Annotated in this window: 21 protein-coding genes and 1 pseudogene; 8 read left to right on the top strand and 14 right to left on the bottom strand. The window is 71.1% G+C overall.

What is annotated here, in order from left to right; all coding sequences use genetic code 11:
• Positions 1 to 24 precede the first annotated feature (24 nt).
• From IEZ05_RS27540 to IEZ05_RS27530, 3 genes are all read right to left on the bottom strand, one after another.
• On the bottom strand, positions 25 to 975 hold the full coding sequence (locus tag IEZ05_RS27540; RefSeq protein WP_189232956.1) for a carbohydrate ABC transporter permease: 951 nt from the start codon (positions 973 to 975) through the stop codon (positions 25 to 27).
• Positions 975 to 2,309, bottom strand: a complete 1,335-nt coding sequence (locus tag IEZ05_RS27535) for an ABC transporter substrate-binding protein (RefSeq protein WP_189232955.1) — start codon at positions 2,307 to 2,309, stop codon at positions 975 to 977. Before IEZ05_RS27535 ends, IEZ05_RS27540 begins: the two co-directional genes overlap by 1 nt.
• 339 nt (positions 2,310 to 2,648) lie before the next feature.
• Positions 2,649 to 3,719, bottom strand: a complete 1,071-nt coding sequence (locus IEZ05_RS27530) for a substrate-binding domain-containing protein (RefSeq protein WP_189232954.1) — start codon at positions 3,717 to 3,719, stop codon at positions 2,649 to 2,651.
• Between the two features lie 252 nt (positions 3,720 to 3,971).
• On the opposite strand from IEZ05_RS27530, the gene IEZ05_RS27525 reads away from it, so the two are divergent.
• On the top strand, positions 3,972 to 5,483 hold the full coding sequence (locus tag IEZ05_RS27525) for a right-handed parallel beta-helix repeat-containing protein (protein ID WP_189232953.1): 1,512 nt from the start codon (positions 3,972 to 3,974) through the stop codon (positions 5,481 to 5,483).
• 113 nt (positions 5,484 to 5,596) lie between these two features.
• Positions 5,597 to 5,941 (top strand): SCO0607 family lipoprotein, encoded by a 345-nt coding sequence (locus IEZ05_RS27520; protein WP_373298857.1) that lies wholly within the window; start codon positions 5,597 to 5,599, stop codon positions 5,939 to 5,941.
• A gap of 31 nt (positions 5,942 to 5,972) precedes the next feature.
• Here the strand turns inward: IEZ05_RS27520 and IEZ05_RS27515 are convergent, their stop codons facing one another.
• Positions 5,973 to 6,905: a DMT family transporter gene (locus IEZ05_RS27515; RefSeq protein ID WP_189232952.1), complete on the bottom strand. Its 933-nt coding sequence runs from the start codon at positions 6,903 to 6,905 to the stop codon at positions 5,973 to 5,975.
• Between the two features lie 88 nt (positions 6,906 to 6,993).
• On the opposite strand from IEZ05_RS27515, the gene IEZ05_RS27510 reads away from it, so the two are divergent.
• On the top strand, positions 6,994 to 7,602 hold the full coding sequence (locus IEZ05_RS27510; protein WP_189232951.1) for a TetR/AcrR family transcriptional regulator: 609 nt from the start codon (positions 6,994 to 6,996) through the stop codon (positions 7,600 to 7,602).
• Positions 7,603 to 7,687: 85 nt separating this feature from the next.
• Here the strand turns inward: IEZ05_RS27510 and IEZ05_RS27505 are convergent.
• A pseudogene (locus IEZ05_RS27505) lies at positions 7,688 to 8,815 on the bottom strand (MerR family transcriptional regulator).
• Positions 8,816 to 8,929: 114 nt separating this feature from the next.
• On the opposite strand from IEZ05_RS27505, the gene IEZ05_RS27500 reads away from it, so the two are divergent.
• Complete coding sequence (locus IEZ05_RS27500) at positions 8,930 to 9,532, top strand: CGNR zinc finger domain-containing protein (protein WP_189232950.1); 603 nt, start codon at positions 8,930 to 8,932, stop codon at positions 9,530 to 9,532.
• 5 nt (positions 9,533 to 9,537) lie between these two features.
• A complete protein-coding gene (locus tag IEZ05_RS27495) occupies positions 9,538 to 9,933 on the top strand; it encodes an SRPBCC domain-containing protein (RefSeq protein WP_189232949.1) in 396 nt (131 codons plus the stop codon).
• 62 nt (positions 9,934 to 9,995) lie between these two features.
• Here the strand turns inward: IEZ05_RS27495 and IEZ05_RS27490 are convergent, their stop codons facing one another.
• Positions 9,996 to 10,304, bottom strand: a complete 309-nt coding sequence (locus IEZ05_RS27490) for a hypothetical protein (protein ID WP_189232948.1) — start codon at positions 10,302 to 10,304, stop codon at positions 9,996 to 9,998.
• A 160-nt stretch (positions 10,305 to 10,464) separates the two neighbouring features.
• Here IEZ05_RS27490 and IEZ05_RS27485 point away from each other — a divergent pair, with 160 nt between their 5' ends.
• Complete coding sequence (locus IEZ05_RS27485) at positions 10,465 to 11,283, top strand: SAM-dependent methyltransferase (RefSeq protein WP_189232947.1); 819 nt, start codon at positions 10,465 to 10,467, stop codon at positions 11,281 to 11,283.
• 21 nt (positions 11,284 to 11,304) lie between these two features.
• On the opposite strand, the gene IEZ05_RS27480 is transcribed toward IEZ05_RS27485, so the two are convergent.
• Complete coding sequence (locus IEZ05_RS27480; protein WP_189232946.1) at positions 11,305 to 12,510, bottom strand: cytochrome P450 family protein; 1,206 nt, start codon at positions 12,508 to 12,510, stop codon at positions 11,305 to 11,307.
• 195 nt (positions 12,511 to 12,705) lie between these two features.
• Positions 12,706 to 13,872, bottom strand: a complete 1,167-nt coding sequence (locus IEZ05_RS27475) for an FAD-dependent monooxygenase (RefSeq protein WP_189232945.1) — start codon at positions 13,870 to 13,872, stop codon at positions 12,706 to 12,708.
• A 72-nt stretch (positions 13,873 to 13,944) separates the two neighbouring features.
• Here IEZ05_RS27475 and IEZ05_RS27470 point away from each other — a divergent pair, with 72 nt between their 5' ends.
• The gene (locus IEZ05_RS27470; protein WP_189232944.1) at positions 13,945 to 14,514 is read left to right on the top strand and encodes a TetR/AcrR family transcriptional regulator; all 570 of its coding nucleotides are present in this window, start codon (positions 13,945 to 13,947) and stop codon (positions 14,512 to 14,514) included.
• Positions 14,515 to 14,572: 58 nt separating this feature from the next.
• Here the strand turns inward: IEZ05_RS27470 and IEZ05_RS27465 are convergent, their stop codons facing one another.
• From IEZ05_RS27465 to IEZ05_RS27455, 3 genes are all read right to left on the bottom strand, one after another.
• Complete coding sequence (locus tag IEZ05_RS27465; protein WP_189232943.1) at positions 14,573 to 15,280, bottom strand: B3/B4 domain-containing protein; 708 nt, start codon at positions 15,278 to 15,280, stop codon at positions 14,573 to 14,575.
• 180 nt (positions 15,281 to 15,460) lie between these two features.
• On the bottom strand, positions 15,461 to 16,108 hold the full coding sequence (locus tag IEZ05_RS27460) for an FMN-binding negative transcriptional regulator (protein ID WP_189232942.1): 648 nt from the start codon (positions 16,106 to 16,108) through the stop codon (positions 15,461 to 15,463).
• Positions 16,109 to 16,145: 37 nt separating this feature from the next.
• A complete protein-coding gene (locus tag IEZ05_RS27455) occupies positions 16,146 to 16,982 on the bottom strand; it encodes a DMT family transporter (RefSeq protein WP_189232941.1) in 837 nt (278 codons plus the stop codon).
• Between the two features lie 121 nt (positions 16,983 to 17,103).
• Here IEZ05_RS27455 and IEZ05_RS27450 point away from each other — a divergent pair, with 121 nt between their 5' ends.
• Positions 17,104 to 17,688, top strand: coding sequence for a helix-turn-helix domain-containing protein (locus IEZ05_RS27450; protein ID WP_189232940.1), 585 nt, complete (start codon positions 17,104 to 17,106; stop codon positions 17,686 to 17,688).
• A gap of 33 nt (positions 17,689 to 17,721) precedes the next feature.
• On the opposite strand, the gene IEZ05_RS27445 is transcribed toward IEZ05_RS27450, so the two are convergent.
• From IEZ05_RS27445 to IEZ05_RS27435, 3 genes are all read right to left on the bottom strand, one after another.
• Positions 17,722 to 18,375 (bottom strand): YceI family protein, encoded by a 654-nt coding sequence (locus tag IEZ05_RS27445; protein ID WP_189232939.1) that lies wholly within the window; start codon positions 18,373 to 18,375, stop codon positions 17,722 to 17,724.
• A 194-nt stretch (positions 18,376 to 18,569) separates the two neighbouring features.
• Positions 18,570 to 19,079, bottom strand: a complete 510-nt coding sequence (locus tag IEZ05_RS27440) for a DinB family protein (RefSeq protein ID WP_189232938.1) — start codon at positions 19,077 to 19,079, stop codon at positions 18,570 to 18,572.
• A gap of 130 nt (positions 19,080 to 19,209) precedes the next feature.
• Positions 19,210 to 20,175: a hypothetical protein gene (locus IEZ05_RS27435; RefSeq protein WP_189232937.1), complete on the bottom strand. Its 966-nt coding sequence runs from the start codon at positions 20,173 to 20,175 to the stop codon at positions 19,210 to 19,212.
• Positions 20,176 to 20,371 lie beyond the last annotated feature (196 nt).

Raw genomic sequence — 20,371 nt, 5'->3', positions numbered from 1 at the left:
GGGGTCTCACGGGTGCGACGGTGCTCATGCCTCGGCTCCCTTCGCCTCGGTGGAGCGGCGGCCGGAGAGCCGGGTGACCAGGAAGGAGAGGGCGGCGGCCGCCAGTGCGAGCAGCACGGAGGAGGCGGCGGCCAGGCCGTAGTCGTTGCGTTCGAAGGCCGCGGTGTAGGCGTACATGTTGGGTGTCCAGGTGGTGACGACGCCGGGGGCCGCGCCGTGAAGGATCGTCGGTTCGGTGAACAGCTGCAGCGAGCCGATCACCGTGAAGAGCCCGACCATGACCAACGACGGCCGGATCAGCGGAAGTTTGATGCTCAGAGCGGTGCGCAGCGGGCCGGCACCGTCGACGACGGACGCCTCCAGCACCTCGCGGGGGATCGCCTGGAGCGCGGCGAAGAAGATGATCAGGTTGTACCCGGTCCATTCCCACAGGGCGATGTTGACCACGGCCGGTACGGGGCTGCCCAGGATGTCGACCTGGAGGCCGGCCGAGTCGAGGGCGCCGATCACGGGGCTCACGCCAGGCGTGTAGAGGTACATCCAGATCAGGGCCGCGATGATGCCGGGCACGGCGTGCGGCAGGAACAGGGCCAGCTGGAAGAACCGCTTCGCACGGGCGAGGGCCGAGTCGAGCAGCAGGGCGAGCAGCAGCGACAGGCCGACCATCAGCGGGATGTAGAGCAGGCAGTAGAGGGCGAGGTTGACGAAACCGTCACGGAACGCCGGGTCGTGCAGGGCGCTGGTGTAGTTGTCGAGGCCGCTGAAGACGCGTTCCACACCGCCGAAGCCGAGTCCGGACCGCTTCTCGCTGTAGAGGCTGAGGTAGAGGGCGTTCCCCATCGGGATCAGCGTGCAGGCGGTGAACAGGACGAAGAACGGGAGCAGGAGGAGGGCCGGGGCCCCCGGCCGCCACGGCCGCCGGGGAGCGGGGCGGGCGGCGGGAGATCCGGCTTTCTGCGGCGCGGGGGCGACCATCAGCCCGTCACCTTGATCCCGCGGTTGTCCAGCTCCTTCTTCGTGGCCGTCTCGGCGCCCCGCACGGCGGTCATGATGTCGCTGCCGTCGTCGACCTTGGCGAAGGAGTCCTTGAGGGAGTTGTTGGTGGTGCCCATGACCGGGCCCCATGCCCAGTCGGCCCGGATGGAGTTCGCGCCGTCCTGGAACATGCCGTACAGGTCCTGGTCGCCGAAGAGGGTGCTCTTGAAGGTGCCCTGGGCGATCGGCACGAGAGCCGGCGCGGCCGGGTAGGCGGAGGACGTGCCGGTGGAGATGCGTGCCTTGATGCCGTCCTCGGTGGTGGTCGCCCACTCCGCGAACTTCACCGCCGCCTCGGCCTTCTCGCTGTCCTTGGACACGGCGAACGTGGTGCCGCCGAGCATGCCGCTCGCCGGCGCCCCGTCGAACGTGGGCATCGGTGCGGCGGCCCACTTGCCGCTCTGGTCGGGAAGCGTGCTGCCCAGCACGCCCGCGCCCCAGCTCGCGCCCAGGTAGCCGACGGTCTGGTTCTTCTGCAGGGAGGCCGTCCACTGCTGGGAGAAGGACGGGGCGACCTGCACCAGGTCGTCGTCGATCATCTTCTGCCAGTAGGCGGCGGTCTTGTTGGTGGCCGCGTCCTGGAAGCCGACCTTCCAGGACTCCGTCTCCGCCTTGAACCACTGCGCGCCGGCCTGCCAGGCCATGGCCTCGAAGGTGCTCGGGTCGTCGGGGAAGAACGTGGCGATCCGCGTGTCGGGAACGGCCTTCTTGATCTTCTCCGCGTCCGCCCGGAACTCGTCCCAGGTCTTCGGCGGGGCCGTGATCCCCGCCTTCTCGAAGACGTCCTTGCGGTAGTAGAAGGTCTGCGGCGCCACGTCCAGCGGAAGGGCCCAGGTGGTGCCGCCCAGGGTGGTCATCTGCATGGCCTGCGGCAGGTACTTGGACTTGAGGCCGTCGGAGACGTGCTCACCGATGTCCTGGACCGCGCCGCGGCTGACGAAGTCCGGCAGCTGCGGGTACTCGACGTTGAAGACGTCGGGGGCGTTGCCCGCCTTCACGGCGTTGGAGATCTTGGCGTAGCCGCCCGCGTTGCCGGACGGTATCTCCTGGAAGTTCACGCGGACCTCCTGCTGGGAGGAGTTGAAGGCGTCCACGACTTCCTGCGTTCCCTTGGCCCAGCCCCAGAAGGTGATGGTGACGGGCCCCTTACCGGCGGAGGTGTCGGTGTCGTCGCCCGAACCGCAGGCGGAGAGGGTGGTGAGGCACAGCGCGGTCGCGGCCGCGACGAGGCCCGAACCGTACGTTCTGCGGCGGGGAAGCGAAGAGGAAGGCATGGCGCGGCTCCTTGGAGAGGTCACGAGCACCGGCGTCCGGCCAGGCGCTGCGAGGTCACGCTGAGGTGAGCGCCATCCTGAGATGCGCTGCGATCGAAGTCAATACCTTTCGATCAAATGACCTGATTGATCAGTCGGCAACGCGCGGAGACCGGGGATCCTCGGGCTCGCCCTGCCCGCCAGTGTGCTCCGATCCCAGCGGGGACGGGGTGCAGGGCGGCCGGGGGTGAGTCGGTGTGACCGATTGATTATTCGATCGGAACCAGGAGGCAAGGCCGCTCCCGGACCGACGCGGACGGCCGGGAACCGGGCCCCCGGTTCCCGGCCGTCGTCGGCTGGCTACGCCGGCCCTCCGCACGACTTGCGCAGCTTGAGCGTGGGCAGCAGCTCGATCTGGTGCACGGGCAGCGCGCCGCCCGCGTCGAGTCGCCGCAGCAGCAGGTCCAACGCGCCGGAGCCGACCGCCCTCTTCGGCGGAGCCACCGCCGTCAGCGGCGGCTCGGACAGCGATGCGTACACGTCGTCGTAGGCGATCATCGCCACGTCCTCCGGCACCGTCAGCCCGTGCGTGCGCAGCAACGACGGCAGTTGCAGGGCGTCCTGGTCGTTGTGCACGAGCACGGCCCGCACGCCGGAGCGGGCGGCCTCGGCGATCCGGGCGGCCAGGTCCGCGTCGTCGCCGGGCGAACGGGAACTCTCGGGGCTGGACACGTCGACCACGGGCAGCGTCGGCAGTCCGAGCTGTGCCACGGCCTCGGCATAGCCGGCGCGCACCTCGCAGGCGGTTCGGGTGTCGGCGCGGGCGGCGAGCAGGACCGAGTCGTGCCCGAGCTCGACGAAGCGGCGCAGTGCCAGCAGCACCCCGTGGCGGTGATTGGAGCAGACCGCGTCCAACTGCGCCGCCGGGCTCAGCGGTGCCGCCCGGCGTTCCACCAGGACGGCGGGGACGGGCAGTTCGCCCAGCCAGTCGCCGCCCTCCAGCCCTCCGTCGGGGGTCCAGCCGGGCGTGAGCAGCAGCCCGTCGACGTCCGACTCCAGCAGCCGTTCCACCTGGGCGCGGTCACTGCCGGCCCCGTACGGTGCGATGCCCAGGACCAGCCGGGCCCCCGCCGCGGTCGCCGCGGCACTGGCCCCGGCGATCACTTCGTCGAAGTACTGGCCGACGGTCGGCACCAGCATGCCGATCACCCGCCCGTGCCCCGCGGCCTGCCCACCGGAGGTGCCGACGGGGAGGGCCACCGAGCCGTGGGTCCGCTCCACCTTGCCCTCGTCGGCGAGCGTGGCGACATCGCGCCGGACGGTGACTGCCGGGATGCCGAGGCGTTCGGCGAGTTCCACGATCCGGATGGAGCCGGTCTCGCGCACGACGTCGAGGATGCGAGAGCGACGTCGTTCGGCCGAAGCAGCCATCGACACTCCTCCTGGTGATCGGATCCGGTGTCTCCCCGGAGACCTTATCCGATCACGCACAGGTCATCTGATCAATTCTCCGCCTCCGGCTCCCCCGCCGGGAGCCGATGTCCGAGAGTGTTCCGGCTGTCTCTGCGATCCCCAGACGATCCCCGAGGGATTCGATCGATATTTGATCGAACGATACAAAGCCATTGACTCGGTCCATGTACGGCCCTAGCTTCTGGCGGACTCCAGCAGAGAGGCGCACCCATGAGGGTCAAAGTCACCGGTGGCAGGCGGCAGGCGCTGAACGGCGCACTCCTCGCCGCGACACTCGCCGGCGCAAGCGTGGTCGCCCTGCCGGCCGTACCGGCGGCGGCCGCCGGAACGACCAGCTACGTCGACTGTTCGGTGTCGCAGGCCGGCACCGGCAGCCAGAGCAGCCCCTTCAACAGCATCAGCCAGGCGAACGCGAAGACGTACGGGCCGGGCGACACCCTGGCCTTCGCGGCCGGGACCACCTGCACCGGCACGCTCGCCCCGGCAGGCAGTGGCACGGCCGCCGCCCCCATCACCGTGACCAGCTACGGCACCGGCACCTTGCCCATCATCGACGGCAACGGCGCGGCGGACGCGCTGAGGCTGACCGACCAGGACCACTGGACGATCCGCAACCTCAAGGTGACGAACCCGGCGGGGTCACTGGCACGCCGGACGGGCGTGCGCATCTCCGCGACCGACGGCAGGTCCCACCGTGGGTTCGACATCGGCAACCTGGTCATCGACCGTGTGGCGGGGCAGACGAACAAGAGCGGCTCGACCACCGAGGACTACGTCCAGTCCGCGGGCATCGTCACCGGGGCGACCGGAGCGGGCTCGACCCTCGACGACGTCCACGTCCACCACAACCAGGTGAGCAACACCGGCGGCGGCGGGATCAAGATCCGCGTCGGCTCGATGGCCACCAAGGGGTCCGGCGTGCTGATCGAGCACAACACCGTGCGTGACGTCGGCGGTGACGCCATCATCGGAAGCTACGCCGACGCACCTCTGATCCAGTACAACGTGGCCTCCGGCACCGGAAACGGCGCATACCCCTTCTCCGGCGGGAACTTCGCCGGCATCTGGGTGCTCGGTGCCCACAACCCCACGATCCAGAAGAACGCCGTCCACGGCATCACGAAGATGTCGGTCGCCGACAGCCAGGCCTTCGACTGCGACTGGGGCAACACCGGTTACTGCACCATCCAGTACAACTTCAGCCGGGACAACATCGGGGGCTTCTTCCTCGACTGCGACGGCTGTGGCACCGTCGGCGGCGCGAAGGAGATCATCCGTTACAACATCTCCGAGAACGACTGCCGCATGAGCAGCGGCGGCAGCGGCCGGTCCGCGCTGCACATGTACAACAACGTCATGTACTGCACGGACAAGAAGTTCGACATCACGCTCCCCGACGAGAGCGTGCTCGAGAACAACATCTGGGTGGGCACGAGCGACTCCCGGCTGCCCACCGGCACCGGAATCTCCTGGAAGTGGAACGTCTTCCAGGGCGTGCCCCGGCCGACCGCCAACGGCATCGCCGGCGACCCCGGGTTCCTGAACCCCGGGACGGGTGGCGACACGATCCACTCCGTGGACGGATACAAGCTGAAGGCCTCCTCACCCGCGCTCGGCAACGGCGCGGTGGTGACGGACAACGGCGGTCGCGACTACTGGGGCAACCCCGTCTCCGCCACCACGAAGCCCCACCGCGGCGCCTACAACGGCCCAGGACTGTAGGGCGTACCGGCGAGTGAGTACCGGTGAGTGCGTCCGCTGAGTACTCGTACTCAGGACCCACCGCCGGGCGTCGGCGAAGGTAGGGGACCTGCCCACCGACGCTAGGAGACCCTGTGCGCAAGACCAGCAGGAACCGCCGACCTGCCGACCGTGCGCGGCGCGGCGTTGCCCGCGTCACGGCTGCCGCCGCTCTCGGGTGTGCCACCGCGGCTCTGGTGCTCACCGGATGCTCGCTGGAGTACCGGGAGGACATCTGCAGCGGAGGCGAGTACCCGGTCACGTCGATCGGAGGCACCGGCTCCGGGTGCGTCCCGGACGGCGAGCAGCCTCCTCAGGGCTACACGCGCTACCCCGAGGGCAAGGTTCCGCAGCAGGTCGACGACAAGTGGGACGTGTACTGGCGCACCCACATGATCGACGAGAACGGTGCCGTCGTGGACGCGCCCGAGGGCGGCTGACCGCGGTGGTCGGCGCCGACGCCGTCGGAGGTCAGCGCCTCTCGGCGCAGGACTCGACCGCGTGGTCCGCGGCGGACCGAGTGGGACGCGCCGGGGGCGCGCCACCTCCGCGGCGGACGACGACCACGGCCGCGAGGCCGACGGCCAGGCCGAGGGCGGTCTGCACACCGAAGGGCTCACCGAACATCAGGGCACCCCACACCGCCGTGACCGGGGCCATGAGGAACATGAGGGTGTTGACCGCGGTGATGCCGGACCGGCGCAGGATCAGCCAGTACAGCCCGTACCCGCCGAACGTGGGCAGCACGACGAGCCAGGCGGTCGCCACCCAGAACGAGGAGTCGGCCGGCGGAACCGCCACCCCGGTGCCGACCGCCAGCCCGGAGAAGAGGACGGCACTGGTCACACAGTGGAGCGTCAGCGCCGTCCGGGGCGCGACCGGCACGCGTGAGCGGCCCTCCAGGAAGGTGGCCGCCACCAGTGACAGCATGCCGAGGAAGGGCACGAAGTACGCCCACCAGGCGACGTCGGTGCCCGTCGCCGCCGCGTCGGCCAGGGTGACCGTGGCGACCCCGGCCAGCCCCAGCCACAGCCCGGCCCACTGCCGGCGCGAGACGTACTGCCGCAGCAGGGGCCCGGCGAGCGCGCCGGCGACGAGGGGCTGTACGCCGTCGATCAGCGCGGTGGTGCCGCTGGAGACACCGAGCTGGATGGCGTAGTAGACGCTGAGCAGATACCCGCTCTGCGACAACGCGCCGACGGCGATCTGCCGGCCGGCGTCCCGGAGCCTCAGCCCTCGCCATGCCGCCCGCGAGACGGGGGCGACGGCGGTGAGGACCAGCGCGAGCGGCAGGAAACGCCACATCAGGAGCGTGGCGGCGTCCGCGGTTCCCGCGCCGAGTCTGGCGCCGATGAAACCGGAGCTCCAGCTCAGTACGAAGGCGGCCGAGAGCAGGGCGTTCACGTGGATCACATCCCGTGGACGAGAAAGGTATACAGATCGGTTTACTGGTCTCGGGTGCCCACTATACAGAGCGGTATACTTGTGACCCATGGAGACCATGGAGACGCCGCGCCGCGTCCGCATGACGCCCGGGGCGCGCCGCGTGGTGGAAGCCGCGGAGCGGCTGTTCTACGCGCGCGGCATCCATGCCGTGGGCGTGGACCTCATCGCCGCCGAGGCCGGGGTGACCAAGAAGACGCTGTACGACCGGTTCGGCTCGAAGGAGCAGATCGTCGTGGAGTACCTGGCCGGACGCGACGAGCGCTGGCGGGAACTCCTCGGCGGCCATCTGGACGCGGTCGCGGGGCAGGGGCCGGCCGCCCGGGTCCTGGCCGTCTTCGAGGCGTCGCGAGCGTGGGCGGCGGAACACGGCCCCCGGGGGTGCAGCATGATCAACGCCCATGCGGAGATCGGCGACCCGGCCCATCCGGCGTACGCGGTCATCACCGGGCAGAAGCGGTGGATGCTCGACCTGTTCACCCGCCTCGCCCGGGAGGTCGACGAGTCCGGCGCGGACCGGCTGGCGCGAGCGCTGATGCTGCTGCACGAGGGGGCGCTGGTCGCGCACGGGCTGGGCGTCTTCCCCGACCCGTTCGGTGAGGCCGCCGACCGGGCGCGGGAGCTGCTGGTCGACGGACCGGGCGCACCGCCACGGTGAGCCTGCGCCTTCCCCCGGGCGTGGCGGGGCCGAGGGAGGACGGCTGCAGCCGCACGGGCACGGCCGCCGGTGCACGGCGGGAGGCTCAGGCCACGAGCAGGCGCAGGCCGAGCTCCGCCGAGTCGAGGGCGACGAGGTCGCGGTTGCGTTCGGCTCACCGGCCCGAGGCCAGGTCGTCGCGGAGTCCGCGCACGGCCCGCCGCTCGGCCTCCGGCCCGACCCTGGTCCACACCGACACCGCGCGGCGTACCTGTTCCTCCAGGTACGCCTCGGGCCGGCGCCAGTAGGCCTCGAAGAAGCCGTCGGCGCAGTCCCACGGGATGAGCACCGGCTCCATGCGGGCCCCGATCGCGTGAGCCAGCCGGTCGACCGACGGCCGGTCGGCGACGAGGCCGGCGACGTCGGGCAGGTAGTCGCGGGTCAGCCAGAACCGGTGACGCCAGCCGGTGTCACCGGCGTCGTGCGTGAACACCACCACGCGGCGGGCCACGCGGCGCATCTCACGCAGCCCGGCGATCGGGTCGTGCCAGTGATGAACGGTGCTGAAGGCCATCGCGGCGTCGAAGGCACCGTCCGCGAACGGAAGGTTCTCCGCGGCGGCGGCCACGCACGGCGCCGCGCCCGCGGGACGCTGCGCCCGCATGACCGCCGACGGCTCCACGGCGGTCACGTCGCGGTCCGGCGGTTCGTAGGAGCCGGTGCCGGCACCGACGTTCAGTACCGTCCGCGCGTCCCCGAGCGCGTCCCAGACCTGCGCGGCGATCCGCGGCTCGGTGCGTCGTGTCGCCGGGTAGGCGGACCCGATCGTCTCGTACAACTGGGCGCCGACCATCCGCAGTTGCTCCTCGGGTGTCGTCCTGATCCCCATGGCCCGTGCCTCCAGTTCCCTGTCGATGGCCGTCACCATGGCGGCGGCGCGGTCGCGCTGCTCCATCAGCAGGCCGCGCAGCCGGTACAGGTGCGCGACCGCGTCGGTGGCCGGGTCGTCGACCAGATCCGCGATCTCACGCAGCCCGAAGCCCAGTCGCCGGTAGGCGAGTACCTCCCGCAGTCGCTCCACGTCGCCCGCCGAGTAGGTCCGGTATCCGGCGGCGGTCCGCGCGGACGGCCGCACGAGGCCGATCTCGTCGTAGTGGTGCAGCGTGCGGACGCTCACGCCGGCCAGCTCGGCCACCCGTCCCACGGTCAGATGCTCTTCCACGCCCCCGACCATGCGGCATCACGCCACGTGAGGGTCAAGCGCTCCACACCACCGCCGGCCCGGCGAACGTGTGCCGGAGATGGCCGAACTCCACCCCGTCCTCACGTAACCAGTTATAGTGGTTACATGGATTCGACCCCCGCCAAGGGGCTGACGCTGCACTCGCACACCGGCGTCGCCTACCGATTCGACCCCGGCGCACTGTGCCTGGAACTGCTGACCACCGGAGGTCCCGGCCCCTACCGCCGGTACGAGGTCCTGCACGAGCCTGCCGACCTGGCCGGCTGGGCGGAACGGTCGCGGCTGACCCCGACGCCCGCGCTGGAGATCTCGGCGGACGAGGTGAGCGGCATGCGAAGGCTGCGCGACGCGCTGTTCCGCGTGGTCATCGCGCACACCCGTGACGAGCCACGTCCGCCGGGCGATCTGGAGGTCGTCAACGAGGCCGCCGCCCGTCCGGCCCTGGCCCCCGCCATCACCCCGACCGGCGAGCGGCAGTGGGCCGGAACCCCTACCGGCACCCACCTGGCCGCCACTGTCGCCCGGGACGCCGTCGAGCTCCTGACCGGCCCTTTCGCGCACCGCATCCGCACCTGCGCCGCCGAGGACTGCCACCTCGTCTACGTCGACACCTCACGGCCAGGGCGCCGCCGCTGGTGCTCCATGGAGCACTGCGGCAACCGCCACAAGGTCAGGGCCCTGCGTGCCCGCCACACCGAGGAAGGATGACCACCATGCCCACAGGACTCACCCAGGACGCCGGCTGGCAGATCGGGGTGTCTCGCACCCTTCCCCACCCCCCGTCCGTCGTATGGGACTTCATCAGCGGTGCCGAGGGGCTCGCCCTCTGGCTCGGCCCCGGCACGGTCCTCTCCCCGGAACGGGGAACTCCCTACCGGACGACCCAAGGAGTGGCCGGCGAGGTGCGCGGCTACCACGCCGGCAAGAAGATCCGCGTCACCCATGGCACCACCACGGTCCAGGTCGCCCTGGCTCCCGCCGTCGAAGGGGCCCGCACCATGCTGCGATTCCACCAGGAGCACCTGGCGGGCCCGGAGGAGCGTGAACGGCGACGGGAGCACTGGCAGCGCGTCATGAGTCGGGTCGCCGCCGCCCTCGACGGGGCCTGACGGCGGCGCGTGGCGCCGGACGGAAGGCGCGGCGTCGGTCGCCGCGCCGCCCGGGCGGAGGCTCAGTCGACCGGCCCGGCGAACTGGGCCAGCTGGTCCTTCACCCAGGGGTCGTACACCGCGATCCGCCGGGCGGCCGCGGGATCGAACATGCGCAGTTGGTCCATGACCCACGGGTCGATGCGCTGGTGCGAGGCGGACCTCCGGGCGTGCTGGTGCCCGGCTGTCACCGTGGCAGGACGGTCGGCGTGCCCACGGTGCTGCGGGGCCGCCGCCGTCGCCGAGCCCGCGCCGGCCAGAAGCGCACCTCCGACTCCTATGGCTGCGATCCCCGTGGTCACGGCGTGCCGCATCGGCATCGGCTTGTTCATGATCGTTCCTCCGGCTTCACGCGACGGCAGACTAAAAACGGAATCAGATGATCCGGTTGAGGCGCCTACCCGGCCCGACGCGCGATACACGCGTGGCCCTAACCCGGGGTGTTGCCGAAGTGGTGGTGAGCGGTCGTCGTCGCGGGAGAGGATGGGCGCCATGACGGGAGAGCGTTCCTCCATCAACAGCACCGAACCCAGCATCGCCCGCGTGTACGACTACCTGCTCGGCGGCAAGGACAACTACGCCGTGGACCGGGCCGTCGGAGACGTGTTCAAGCGTGACCTCCCTGGTTCGGTGGCGATCGCCTTCGCCAACCGTGCGGCCCTGACGCGGGCGGTGCGAGAGATCGTGACGACCACCGGGATACGGCAGTTCATCGACCTCGGCAGTGGTCTTCCGACCGCCGACAACGTGCACCAGGTCGCGCAACGGTACGCCCCCGAGTCCCAGGTCGTGTACGTCGACACCGATCCCCAAGTGCTGGTGCACGGGCGGGCCTTGCTGGAGGAGAACGACCGGACGCGGGTCGTGCCGGTCGATGTGCGTGACCCCGAGGGTGTACGTACCCACCCGGACACCCAGGCGCTGATCGACTTCGACCGCCCCGTCGCCGTCATGTTCAGCGCCATTCTCCATCACGTCAACGACGAGGAGGGTCCCGGCGACATCGTCCGCTACTGGCGCGACCACGTGCCGTCCGGGAGCCACTTCTTCGTCAGCCACTTCCGTTCCGGGCACAACCTCGAGACGGCGGAGGCCGAGAAAGTACTCCAGGGGACTTTCGGCCGAGGCCGGTGGCGGACCGACGAGGAGATCGAGTCCCTGCTGGGCGGCCTGGAGATCCTCGCCCCCGGCGTCGTCCCGGCGTCCCTCTGGCGTCCTGACGAGGGTGACGGTCCGTGGAGCGGCGACGGCGAGCGGGAACTCACCGTCTGGGAGCGCCTCATCGCCGCGGGGCTGGCTCGCAAGCCGTAGCTCAATTCCGCTCGGACGTGCCTACGAGGTGAACCGCACCGGCAGACGCAGCGGGCCACGGATCATCAGCCCTGGGCGCCAGGCGATGGCAGCCGGGTGGATGTCCAGGTCCAGGCTCTCGCAGCGCTCCAGCAGCGTTCGGATCGCGATGCGCGCTTCCAGGCGGGCCAGCGGTGCGCCGAGGCAGTAGTGGATGCCGTGGCCGAACGCCACGTGGCCGCGGGCGTCGCGCGTGATGTCGAAGCGTTCGGGCCCGGCGAAGCGCGCCGGATCGCGGTCGGCGTCGGCCAGGGCGACGAGGACCAGCTCTCCGCCCCCGGGAACGACCGTGTCGCCGATGGTCAGCGGCTCGGTGGTGAACCGGTACGTCGGGGTCTCCACGGGTCCGTCGTAGCGGAGCATCTCCTCGACGGCGGAGTCGATGAGCGTGAGGTCGGCGCGGAGCGCGGCCAGTTGCTCGGGATGCGTGAGCAGGGCGAGGACACCGTTGGAGATGAGGTTCACGGTGGTCTCGTGGCCCGCCACCAGCAACAGCCACGCCATACCCAGGAGTTCGTCGGGAGACAGCCGGTCGCCGCCACCGCCGTCGCCGTCCGGACCGTGAATCAGTGCGCTCATGAGATCGTCGCCCGGCTGCTGCCGCTTGCTCGCGAGCAGTTCCTCCAGGTACCGCGCCATCGACGCCGCGGCCGCCCTGCGGGCTTCGGGGTCGGTGGCGCCGAGGGCGTCGTTCGACCACGTGCGGAAGGAATCGCGGTCGAGGTCCGGAACTCCGAGGAGTTCGCAGATGACGGAGATGGGCAACGGGAAGGACAGGGCGTCGACGAGGTCGGCGCGCCCGTCGGACGCCGCGAGCATCCGGTCCAGGAGGGCGTCGGTGGTCTTCTGGATGCGCGGGGCGAGTTCCTCCACCCGGCGGGCGGTGAACTCCCGGGCGACCAGCTTGCGCAGCCGCGTGTGGTCGGGTGGGTCGGCCCTGAGCATGTGCGGGCCGGAGGAGATGGCGCCGAGCGGAAGCGAGGGGGACGCCTTGCTCCAGTCCTTCGACAGCCTCGGGTCCGCGAGCGCGGCGCGCCCGGCCTCGTAGCCGACGACGAGCCAGGCCTCCGCGTTCCCCTCCGGCATCCGGATGCGGTGCACGGGACCCTGGGCCCGTAAGCGGGCGTACACAGGGTACGGATCGCGTGTGAAGGAGTCACCGAGTGCGGCCAGGTCGACGATGCTCACGGGGCTACCACCTCTACGACGGCTCACGGTTCACGACGATGACCGACGGCCCATGACTCACGGCTCCCGGTAGGGGCCCCCGCCGCCGGGCAACACTGCCCGCCGACTGTAACTCCTGCCGTCACGGGACGAACCCGCTTTCCGGCAAACCGGTTCCGAAGATCGCCGTCTTCCTGCGGACGGGTCGGCCCGCGCTCACTCGGATCGGCTCAGCCGCGGGGGAGTCCAGTCGTGGTGGCGGAGGATCATGCGCATGGCGGCGCGGGAGGGCGTCAGTCGCATCGCCGTGTTGCGCAGGGCGACGGACAACGGGTGGGAGAGTTGCTGGCCCATCCGCCCGGCCTGCCGGGCGGCGCGTGCGACGGCCTGACTGCGGGGCCGGCGCTCGGCGTCGTACCGGGCGAGCGCGGCGTCCGTGCCGGCCTCCGTGATGAGCGCGGCGGCCAGGGTGACCGCGTCCTCCAGCGCCTGGCAGGCGCCCTGGCCCAGGTTCGGGGTCATCGCGTGTGCCGCGTCACCGAGCAACGCGATCCGGCCGACCGCGTACGCGGGGAGCGGTGTGCGCAGTTCGTTGACGTCGTGGTGCAGTACGGCGTCGGCTCGGGTCGCGTCGAGCAGGGCGGGTATCGGGTCGTGCCAGGCGCGGAATCGTCGGCGCAGTTCGGCCAGGGGGTCGGCGAACCGTGTTCCCGCGGGAAGGTTGAGGACCGCGTGCCACTCGGCGCGCCCGTCGGGGAACGCGATGTGCCCGAATTCGGCGCCGTGTCCCCAGGTCAGTTCGAAGTCCGTGCGCAGTGCGACAGGATGCTCGGTGATGGCGCGCAGCACCGTCGAGCCGCTGTAGGCCGGGCCGGGGTGGGCGGGAAAGAGGCGGGCGCGGACCGTGCTGCCGATGCCGTCGGCCGCCACCACCAGATCGGCGTCCAGGACCGTGTCGCCGCAACCGACGCGTACCGTCCCGGGGCCGATCTGCCGAACCGAGTCGGCCTCGGAGCCGATCAGCAGTGTTTCGGCAGGCAGGGCCTCGCGCAGCAGCCGGTGCAAGGTGGCGCGGGGGATGCCCATGATGGGCGTGCCGACCGCCTTCTCCAGCGCCGCGCCGTCCATCCGGGCCAGTCGGCCACCCCGTGGCGTGCGGGTGCCGCCGCTGTACTGGCCCCGCGACGCCTCCCGCACCGCCTTGCCCACGCCGAGTTCGTCCAGTGCCCGAAGGCCGTTGGCGGCCAGCGAGATGCCCGCCCCGACGTCGTCGAGCACGGGCGCGCGCTCGACGACGGTCACCTCCCATCCGGCGCGGCGCAGACCGATCGCGGCGGCCAGTCCGCCGATGCCCCCTCCGACGACCACTGCTGTGTCACCCATGGCGAGCCCCCACTTCTTCTACACCTGTAGAAGGTGATCCTAGCCGAATCCCTACAGGTGTAGAAAAGGGGCATGGCTACGGATCGGCGCACCCTTCTCGCAGACGCGGCTCTCGACGTCCTCGCCGACGAAGGGATCCGCGGCCTGACCCACCGTGCGGTGGACCGCCGGGCGGGCATGCCGCCCGGCACCACGTCGGCGTACTTCCGTACCCGGGCCGCGCTGCTCACCGCACTCGTCACGCGCCTGGTCCAGCTGGACCAGGCGGAGCTGCACACGACGGCCGAGCAGCTCCCGCCCCTCCGCACCGCCGAGGACCTGGTGAACGGCATGGCGCTGCTCGTCCGGCAGCGACTCACGGGCGAGGGCCGCCGCCGCTCGATCGCCCGCTACGCCTGCGCCGTGGAGAGCGTGCGCGACCCGGAACTGCGGGAGATCCTCGTACCCCGCGAGAACGCCGGCCGCGAGGCCGTCCGGTCGTTCCTCGCCGGGCACGGCGTGACGGACGTCGAGAACCGCACGCGCACGCTGCTGTCCTGCGTCGACGGGCTGGTCTTCGACCGGCTCGTGTGCGGAGGCGAAGTGCCCCGCGAGGCCCTCGAGAACCTCGCGGCAGCCGCCCTGCGTCAGCGGAGCGGTTGAGTGAGGAGCAACCCTGCGCGCCCGACACCGGCGGCGAGCTGTGCGGCACGGCCGGCGGTCAGACCGTGGCCCGGGGCTGGGCCCGGCTGAGGTGGAGGATCCGGGTCTCGGCGGCGTGCCGGACGAGCAGGCCCCGCAGTTCCTCGGCTGCCGCCTTGAGGAGGTGGCCGTCGCGGGTGGCGTGGAGGGTTTCGAGGACGAATGCGACGTGAGTGGAGTCCTCGGTGACGCGGGTGCGGTGGGCGTCGCGGTGGTTCCAGTGACGGGTGAGGACGCCGGCGGCATCGGCGTAGATGACCTCGCCGGGCCTGGGATTCTCGACGGTGCCGGGTTCGCCGAGCGCAGTGAACTCCTCGGTGCCGTCCGCGTACCGGATCTCGACGTCGCCGGTGACGTGGCCGAGGTCGAAGGCACCGGCGGGCAGGCCGTGGCGGACGGAGACGGTGTTGTAGGAGTCGACCGCCGGGTTGATGCGGGGCAGGGTGCCCTTCTTGGTCATGCGGCGGCCGAGGGCGTCGACGCTCGGGCGGACGCGGCGGGGATTGGTGCCGAAGGAGCGGTAGGCGGTGTGCCAGGCCTCGATACGGGGGTCGGTCTCAGCGGCGGGCTGCCAGGTGCCGTCGGCGAGCTGCTGTTCCAGTGACCCCAGGGCGGCGGCGGTGTCGGGCCAGGGTTCACCGCCGCGCAGGCCGTCGGCCGTGACCAGGGCGACGAGGGTGTCGGGGAAGGCGTCGGCGACATCGGGGGAGATGCGGAAGGTGATCATGGGAGGCGGTGTTCCGTCCTTCGTGCGGGGGCGGGGTGGTATCCGAGCGGGCGGTCGCCTGCCGGAGTTCCGGGGCGTCTTTCCGGCGTCCCGGAGGGGCCGCGTCCGAAAGGGGCGCGGGGAACCGCGCGACGGCCACGACGGACCGGCAGCCGCAGTACGGCCCTCCTCGCGGAGCGCTCAGGGCTGCCAGGTGCCGATGCGGTCCAGGCGGCGGCGCTGCTGGGCCGCGGTGGGGAGGTCGAGGCCCCGGGCACGGTCGGTGAGGTGGTCGGCGACGGCGGCGCGGTGTCCGACGGGCTTGTGGTCGTCGTACTTGAACTTCGCCCGCACATCGGTCACTTCCAGACGCAGCCCGCGGATGCCGGACAGCATCCGGCCGTACGGAGGCCGGTCGACGGCGAGGGGCGCGTGATCGCCGTCGGGCTGGAAATGCGCCATCTGGCGTCGCAGCAGCTCGGCCTTGGCCTCGGGCTCGTCGACGACCGTGGCGCGGCAGGTGAACTGGACGGCGGTGTAGTAGCTGGTGGGGACGCCGTCGTCGGGCGGGGTGTCCGGCCTGGCACGCCAGGGACCGGGGACGAAGGCGTAGTCGCCGAAGACGGTGAACAGGACGTTCGGGTCGTTCTCGATCGCCTTCCAGACGGGATTCGGCCGGGCGAAGTGGATCAGTAGGTGGCCGGGGCCGCCGGTGAAGTGCGTGGGGACGGCGACGGGCGGCTCGCCGGGCAGGCCGTTGACGCTGAGGATGCCGAAGTCGTGTCCCTCGGCGATCCAGGTCTGCCATTCGGCGTCGTCCAGGCCGGCGTCCCAGGGCTGGATGAACATGCGGTACTCCTTGCGCGGCGGTGGTGAGGGGCGCGGGTCAGGTGAGGGCGAGGAGGCTGACGGCGACGGCGGCGGTGCCCAGGCCGACGAGCTGGCCGCGGTGGACGCGTTCCGCGAGGACACCGCGCGCGAGCAGGACGGTACCGGCGGGGTAGAGGGCGGTGACGACGGCGACCACGGCCAGGTCCCCGCTGCGGGCGGCGAGCAGGAACAGCAGGTTCGCCACTGAGTCCAGCACACCGGCGGCGGCCGACACCGCGTACGCGGGCTTCTCCGTCCCGAGCCTGCGGAACATCAGTCCGGCCGCGGCCAGGGTGACGACCGAGGAGACGGCACGGCCGATGATCAGCGGGGCGACGCCGCTGTCGGACGGCGCCTGGTGCAGGAAGACCAGTTGCAGTGCGATGGCAGCGCCCGCGCCGAAGGCAAGCAGCAGCGCGGTGCGCGACGGCCGGGCCGCTCCGCCGCCGTGTCCGGCGCTGACCAGCACCACGGCGACCAGCGCCAGCGGCAGGCCCAGAAGACCGGCGGGGCCGAGACGCTCACCCTGCAGCAGGCCGACGCCGACCGGGAGCACGGCGGAGACGAGTGCGGTGAGGGGCGACAGGACGTTCATCGGCCCGATCGCCAGCGTCCGGTAGAGCAGGGCGAAGGCGGCGGCCGAGGCGACGCCGGACGCGGTGCCCCAGGCGAGTGCGCCGGTGCTGAACGTGGCACCGAGCACCGGCCAGAGCAGCAGCTCGACCGCGAGGGAGGCGGGCGCCGCCACGATGACGGTGCGCAGGACATGCGCCTTGCGGGCACCGAGGCCGCCGAGGAAGTCGGCGCAGCCGTAGGCGAGGGAGCTGCCCAGGGCCAGCAGCAGAGCGATCACGGGCGTACATCCCTTACTATCTCAGTGGAACGACTAGACCGTACACTGAAACGACCGCCCGCTGTCAACCAAACGACCGGGCGGTGCATTGAAGTGGTCCACTCGCCGGGATGGGGATCGGATGACCGAGACAGAGGCGGCTCTCCGCACGCTTGCGCACAACGTCAGGGCTGCCCGCACCCGCGCCGGCCTGTCCCTGGACGAGCTGGGCCGGCGCGCGAAGGTCAGCAAGGGGGCTCTGGTCGGCTTGGAGAAGGCCCAGGGCAATCCGAACTTCGCGACCCTGGTGCGGCTGGCCGACACCCTCGGCGTCTCGGTGTCCGCCCTGATGGAGGGGCCGGCCGAAGGCCGTGTCCGTGTGGTGTCCGCCGACGCGGTGATGCCGCTGTGGGCGGGGGAGGGGGGAAGCGAAGCCCGGCTGATGCTGACGACGTCGGGCCCCGCCCCGGTCGAGGTCTGGCGCTGGCGGCTCCAGCCGGGCGAGGAGTACCCCAGCCACCCCCACCAGGCCGGAGTCGTCGAGACGGTCAGTGTGACGTCAGGGCGGATGACCCTCGTCGTCGACGGCGCCGAGCACCCCGTCCACGCGGGACAGACCGCCACCTTCGACGGCGACGCCCCCCACACCTACCGCGGTGCGGGGGACGAGACCTGCCACCTGATCATGACCGTCCACCTGCCGCCGGGGCCCGCCTCCGCGGGATGACCGGCGCAGTGGCTCCGCCTGTCGAGCCGACTGCTACGACGTCGCCCGGATCGCGGAGATGTCGAACTGCAGCCGGACCTTCTCGCTCACCATCGTGCCGCCTGCCTTCAGGCGCTGGTTGTAGACCAGGCCCCACTCGGTGCGGTCGATGGTGGTCGTGCCGTCGAAGCCGGCGCGTTCGAACCCGAACGGGTCCATGACGGAGCCGAGGTAGTCGAGTTGGAGGTCGACGGGCCGGGTGACGTCACGGATGGTCAGATCGCCCGTCATCCGGAAACTCTCCCCGCCCTCGTGCGTGGTGGAGGTGCTGCGGAACACCATCTCCGGGAAGCGTCGTACGTCGAAGAAGTCGGCGCCGATGAGGTGCGCGTCCCGTTGTTCCACACCCGTGTCGACGCTGGCGACCCGGATGACGAGGTCGGCCCGTGACTCGGAAGGCCGGACTCCGTCGAAGTACAGGGTGCTGTCGTAGTCGGTGAAAGCCCCGCGCACCGTCGTGACCATGGCGTGCCGTACGGAGAACCCGATGCGGCTGTGCGGGCGGTCGATGGTCCATTGCCCGGTCAGGGACCGCAGCGTCGGGTCGAGTGTGACACCGTCGGTCTCGCCCTCCGCAACGTGCGCATGGGAGCGGACAGTCGACGTGGGCTCGACCAAGGTGGACGGGCGGCGGCTGAAGATACCCATGAGATCGTAGGCCCCTCTCGGAAGTGATCACTTCGTGTTATCACGGAGCCGTCCCGGATCACGTGCAGAGATGGGGGCCTTGTCCGGGTTCCATGCCGTCGACCGTAAAGGTGCACAAGATCAACATGATCGTGCCACAGGTTCCGTCGACGCCCGGGCGGTGGACGCTCTCGGCAGAGCCCCGTGGCCGGCCGTCAGACGGTGCGTGTCGGGCCGCCGAGGATCTGCTCGCGCAGGATGTCCGCGTGGCCGCAGTGCTGGGCCAGTTCCCGCAGGACGTGCAGGTAGACCCAGCGCAGCGGCAGCGGGCCTCGGCGGTTGCCCCGGACGAGGTCGTCCAGCGTCAGGTCGGCCGTGGCGCGACGGGACGCCGCGCAGGTCTCCTGGTAGGCACGCTGGACCGAGACGACCGTGTCGTCGTCGTGGAGATCGAACGACTCGTCGGGCGTGCCCGGAATCCCGATCTCGCTGCGGGGCCGGCACGTGATCGCCTCGTCGAACCAGACCTTCTCGACGAACGTGGCGTGCTTGACGAGGCCCAGCAAGGTGGTCTTGGAGGTGACCAGCGACCGGCGCGCCTGCTCCTCCGTCAGTCCGTTCAGGCTGTCGTGCAGCGCGCTCCGATGCTCGTCGAGGAAGGTCTCGAACTGCTCCCGGAGCGCTGCGCGGAAGACGGTGGGTTCCGTCGTCAGGTGGAAGGCCATGCCCGTAACGATAGGCCGCTCAGCCGGTCCTCCGGGAACCGGCGCCCACCGGGAATCACACGGAACGGCGTACGCCGGGGGCGAATTCGGCGGGGTCGGCATGCCGGAGGACCTCGTGCCGAACGGGTGGTCAGTCGCAGATGCGGGCAGTCGTCACCGCACCGCCGGCGTTCTCGTCGTCCGTGCCGAGGACCGCCGTGCCGGAACCGGACACGCAGTCCACGGCTTCGACCTTGTGGTCCTCGAACTTCCGCAGCACCTCGGGATGCCTGGCCACCCTCAGCCGCACCCGGCCCGACCGGTCGACCGAGACCGAGCCCGCGTCACTCACCGCCGAGTCGAACGGCCCGTCGTCCCCCTCGTCCGACGCCGAAGAGATCAGCAGGCGGCCCGAGTCGGTGACGGAGAGGTCGGAGGCGTGCCGGACGTCGCCCGCGGGATACGGCGCACGGTAGACGGCCTTGGTCACGGCACCGAACGTCGACTCCCCGTACTCGTTGAACGACAGCGGTGCCGCGTAGAGCGTCGCCGGACGGTCGTTGCCCTCGCCCCGGTCCGCCCAGACCGCCGCGAGTCCGCCGTGCTGCGAAACGAGCGTGAAGCCCTCGAAGTTGTCCCCCCGGCCGATCGCCGGGAGCGGCGAGAGGTCGCGGACCTCGACCGCCTTGCCGTCATCGGTGCTCTTCAGGTGGTAGACGAGGCCCCGGCTCGCCACGGCGAGGTATTCGTCGGAGGCGCCCGGCACGGCTTCGAGCGCCTCGAGGTCGATCGGCTCGGCACCGCCCTTCCACTCCAGTGGGTGCACGTCCGTCGCGTGTCCGGACTCGCCGGGCCGGTAGGTGACTTGGGCGATGCGGTTCTCGCCGGGGCGCTTGTTGTCGAGGACGACCAGGGCGCGGTAGGTGCGGCCCGAGTGCGAGGTGACGGCGAGCCCGCTGACGCCGCTTCTGATGTCGAGTCCGACCTGCTGCCATCCGGCGGCCGTGGGCGCCGCCGTGTCACCGGTCCGGGCGGCGGTCACGCCCGTGGAAGCGGCGACCGCGACTCCCGCGCCGAGCAGGGCGATCGTGGACAGGACGGCCTTGCGTAGGTGCATGGAGCTCCCCCTGAGGAGTGACGCGCGTAGATGAACCTGCTCGCCGGGAACGTAACGGTCCTGTCGCCCCCTCGGCAAGAGGCGCGGACGCATGATCGGCGGGCGAGCCGGCGGCCCGGTCGAGCCGGGGTGACCTCGTTCACGCGGGCCCGCACTCTTGAACAATCCTCAGCTTTCCTGATGTGATCTGCCGCAC

It is taken from the genome of Streptomyces flaveolus, from assembly GCF_014648815.1.
Classification (GTDB): Bacteria; Actinomycetota; Actinomycetes; order Streptomycetales; family Streptomycetaceae; genus Streptomyces; species Streptomyces flaveolus.
The sequence above is the reverse complement of the archived record's forward strand: the minus strand, read 5'-3'. Positions and strand labels throughout refer to the sequence as shown.